Here is a 4187-nt window from a genome sequence, read left to right as displayed (position 1 = left end):
TCCGCGCGGACGGCCGTCGCCGGGGCGAAGGGCCGGACGGATGCGGCGGCGGTGCCCGTGTCGTCCATCAAGAGCAACGGCGTCGTGGCCCCGCTGCGGGACGTGACGGCCGAGCCCACCGCGCTCGTCGCCGCGCCGGCGGACGATGCGGGGACGCCTACGCCGTGGAAGACCGTCGCCCTCGCCGTCTGGCTGGCCGGCGCGGGCATCCTGCTCGTCCGCCTGATGTTCGGCGTGCTGGCCGTGTGGCGGATGGAGCGCGGCGCGGCGGAGCTGGACGACGAGCGCTGGACGGCGCTCACGGACCGGCTGTCGCGGCGGATGCGGCTGGGGCGCATTGTCCGGCTGCTGCGCGGGCCCACGTCCGCCGTGCCGATGACGTGGGGCGCCTTTCGCCCCGTCATCCTCCTTCCCGCCGAGGCCGACGCGTGGGACGACGGCCGGCGCGCGGCCGTTCTCGCGCACGAGCTGGCCCACGTGCGCCGCTGGGACGCGCTCACGCAGTGGGTGGCGCACCTGGCTGTGGCGCTCTTCTGGTTCAACCCGCTGGTGTGGGTGGCCGCGCGGCACGTGCGCGAGGAGCGCGAGCACGCCTGCGACGACGCCGTGCTGGAGGTGGGCACCCGCGCGACCGACTACGCGGACCACCTGCTGACCATCGTCCGGGCGCTGGGCTCGGCGCCGGGGCCCGCGGCGGCCCTGGCCATGGCGCGGCGGACGCAGTTCGAGGGGCGCCTGCGCGCCATCCTGGACTCCGCCACGCCGCGCGGGCCCGTCAGCCGCACGCTGGCCGTGACCACGTCGCTGCTGGCGCTGACGCTCATCGTCCCCCTGGCGGCCCTGCGCGCGGCGGAGCAGCGGGGGCCGGAGGACGCGCGGGCGGCGACGACCATCGAGGGCCGCGCGCAGGCCATGGCGACGGACGTGGAACGCCGCGACTACCTCCTGCGGCTGGCGGGCGACCCGGCGCTGCCGCCCATGGCGCTGGAGGAGGTGGCCCGCGCGTCGAAGGAGGTACGGGCGGACGGCGCGCGCGCCAAGGTGCTGCACGTGCTGCTGGACCGCGACGACCTGGGCGCGTCCGCCCTGTCGCTGGCCATCGGCTCCGCGGCGCAGATGCGCGACCAGCCCGTGCTCGCCGAGTTCCTGCGCCGCGTGGCGGAGGAGCGGCCCGTGGCGGACGGGCTGGTGTGCGACGCGTTCTTTGCCGCGCTGGAGCGGCTGCGTGACGCGGCGGACCTGCGCCCCGTGCTGGAGACGGTCGCGGGGCAGCCCGGGCTGGACGTGGCCGTGCTGGAGCAGGTGATCCGCGTGGGGATGCGGATGGACGACGCGTCGCTCCGGGTGCTGCTGGGCACGGCGGCGCATTCGCAGCCGGTCGTGGGCCAGGCGCGGCCGGCGTACGTGCAGGCCGCGGCCCGCATGCGCGACGCGGCGTGGCGGCGCGAGGCCATGGCGCGCCTGGCCGCGGAGGACGCCGAGGCGCGCCGCACCGCGTCGCCCGTGACGAGCGCGGCGACCAGCAAGCCGGTCATCACCCGCGACGGCAGGTGGAAGGCGCAGATGGAGGCGCGGCAGGTGGAGATGGTCTACCACGAGGCGCGGCCGGACAGCGCCCTGCTGCGCGTGGACGCCCGCAACGCGCGCATGTCGTGGCGCGACGGTGCCAGCGAGGTGGACCTGCGCGCGGGCGGCTACGTGAACTTCCGCGAGACGCGCGATGGCGTGGAGACGGAGGTGCAGCTGCGCGAGGACGGCCACGGCGCCGTCACCCGCACGTACCGCGTGGCCGGCGCCGTCCGCCCCTGGGACGCCGACGCGCAGCGCTGGTACGAGCGCGTGAACCAGCACCTGTACGACCACCTCAAGTAGAACGGCGGTACGAAGGTACAAAGGTACGGACGGCGGATCGTCCGAGGAGGCGCCTCCCGACGTCATCGTGCAGGCACCGAGCAACCCGCCTCTCCGCGAGAAATGCGTCATCCTGAGGAGCCGCCGCGTGATCCTTGCCCGGGCACGATCCGTGGCGGCGACGAAGGATCTTGCCCGCAAAGCTCTGCGGCGGTACGAAGGTACGGACGGCGGATCGTCCGAGGAGGCGCCTCCCGACGTCATCGTGCAGGCACCGAGCAACCCGCCTCTCCGCGAGAAATGCGTCATCCTGAGGAGCTGCCGCGTGATCCTTGCCCGGGCACGATCCGTGGCGGCGACGAAGGATCTTGCCCGCAAAGCTCTGCGGCTGCCCTCGTGCACAAAAGCGCGTCCCGGGTCTCGCACACAGGATCCTTCGGTCGCGCCAAGCCCTGTGCGCGTTCGCCTGCCGCGCGGCGCTCCCTCAGGATGACGCTCGCCTGATTCGATTGGGCGGCCGGCCTGGGAGGAGGACCGTGCCTCGGATCGGCATCGGCCGGGTCGTCGATGTGATGTGCTGAAAAAATAGCAAACGTCCGGTGATCAGCGCCGGCGCAACACCGTTCCCCTGCATCCGCAGATGATCCGCATCCTTCCTGTCACCACCGCGCTGGCGTTGCTGCTCCCCGCCGCGATCGCTGCGCAGACACCCGCTCCTCCGCCCTCCACGGACGCGCCGCGCAAGGAGATCCGCGCCGTGCGGGTCAGCGGGCGGGCGCCGGCCGTGGACGGACGGCTGGACGACGCGGCGTGGGCCGCCGCGCCCGTGCTCTCCGACTTCGTGCAGAAGCAGCCCGTGGAGGGTGGCGCGCCGACGGAGCGCACGGAAGTCCGCTTCGTGTACGACGATGCGGCGCTGTACGTGGCCGCGCGCATGTTCAAGAACGACCCCGCGTCCATCCAGGCGCCCGTGGGCCGGCGCGACGACGGCGGGCAGGCGGAGCACATCTGGATCTCGCTGGACACCTACCTGGACCGCCGCACGGCGTACTCGTTCGGCGTGACGGCGTCGGGGACGCGGATGGACTGGTACCATCCCATCGACCACGAGACGGACATCGACCTGTCGTTCGACCCCGTCTGGCAGGCCGAGGTGCAGCGCGACTCCACGGGGTGGACGGCGGAGATGCGCATCCCCTTCAGCCAGCTGCGCTTCAACGCGGCCGACGCGCAGACGTGGGGGCTCAACATCGACCGGTGGAACCCCGCCACGCAGGAGGACGTGTTCTGGATCCCCGTCCCCACGCAGGTCACGGCGTGGTCGTCGCGGATGGGCACGCTGGCGGGGATCGAGGGCATCCGCCCCTCCCGCCGCGCGGAGCTGCTGCCGTACGTGGCCAGCTCCGGCGCCTTTTCCGCCGACCCCGGCGAGGGCAACCCGTTCGACGACGGCAGCCGCCTGGACACGCGCGTGGGCGCCGACTTCAAGATGGGCGTGGGCCCCAACCTCACGCTGGAAGGGACGGTGAACCCCGACTTCGGCCAGGTGGAGGCGGACCCGGCGGAGGTGAACCTGTCCGCGTACGAGAGCTACTTCAGCGAGCGGCGGCCGTTCTTCATCGAGGGGCGGCAGCTGCTGGCGGGCGCGGGGCCGGAGTACTTCTACTCGCGCCGCATCGGCTCCATCCCCGACCGCTCGCTGTCCGCGCTGAGCCCCGGCGGCGACTTCGAGGACTGGCCGCGCAACACCACCATCCTGGGCGCCGCCAAGCTGACGGGCCGGCTGAACTCCGGCACCTCGCTGGGGGCCCTGGCCGCGGTGACGGACGACGCGTCGGCGCGCGGCTTCGCCGTGGGCACGGAGGAATTCGCGCGCATCCAGGTGGCGCCGCGGACGGGGTACGCCGTCGTCCGCGCGCAGCAGGAGTTCGGCGCGAGCCAGTCCACCGCGGGCGTTTTGATGACGGGCGTGCACCGCGACATGGACGCCCTGTCGCCCCTGGCCGACCTGCTGCACCGCGACGCCGTGACGGGCGGCGGCGACTGGAACCTGCGCTTCAAGGGCGGCGAGTACGCCGTGCGGGGCTTCGCGGGCTTCAGCTACGTGACGGGCGACTCGCTGGCCCTGCGGCGCACGCAGCGCAGCAGCGGGCACTTCTTTCAGCGGCCGGACGCGGACCACGTGGAGTACCGCAGCCGCGAGTCGCTGGGCGGCTACACGGGCGAGCTGTCCGTCCAGCGCGAGAGCGGGCGGCACTGGCTGTGGACGCTGCTGGCCAGCGGCCGCTCGCCAGGCTTCGAGATCAACGACGCCGGCTTCGCCGGCCGCGCGGACG

The 4187-nt window shown here is 73.6% G+C and carries 2 protein-coding genes; both read left to right on the top strand.

Annotated elements, in window-relative coordinates; all coding sequences use genetic code 11:
* Window positions 1–1872: M56 family metallopeptidase (locus tag VFZ20_RS29150; protein WP_329687491.1), on the top strand; the 1872-nt coding region annotated here is incomplete at its 5' end.
* A gap of 619 nt (window positions 1873–2491) precedes the next feature.
* The coding region (locus VFZ20_RS29145) for a DUF5916 domain-containing protein (protein WP_329687490.1) at window positions 2492–4187 on the top strand (1696 nt) is incomplete at its 3' end.

It is taken from the genome of Longimicrobium sp. (assembly GCF_036280135.1).
Lineage (GTDB): Bacteria > Gemmatimonadota > Gemmatimonadetes > Longimicrobiales > Longimicrobiaceae > Longimicrobium.
Note: the sequence above shows the minus strand (reverse complement) of the source record. Positions and strands in the feature narration are given on the sequence as shown.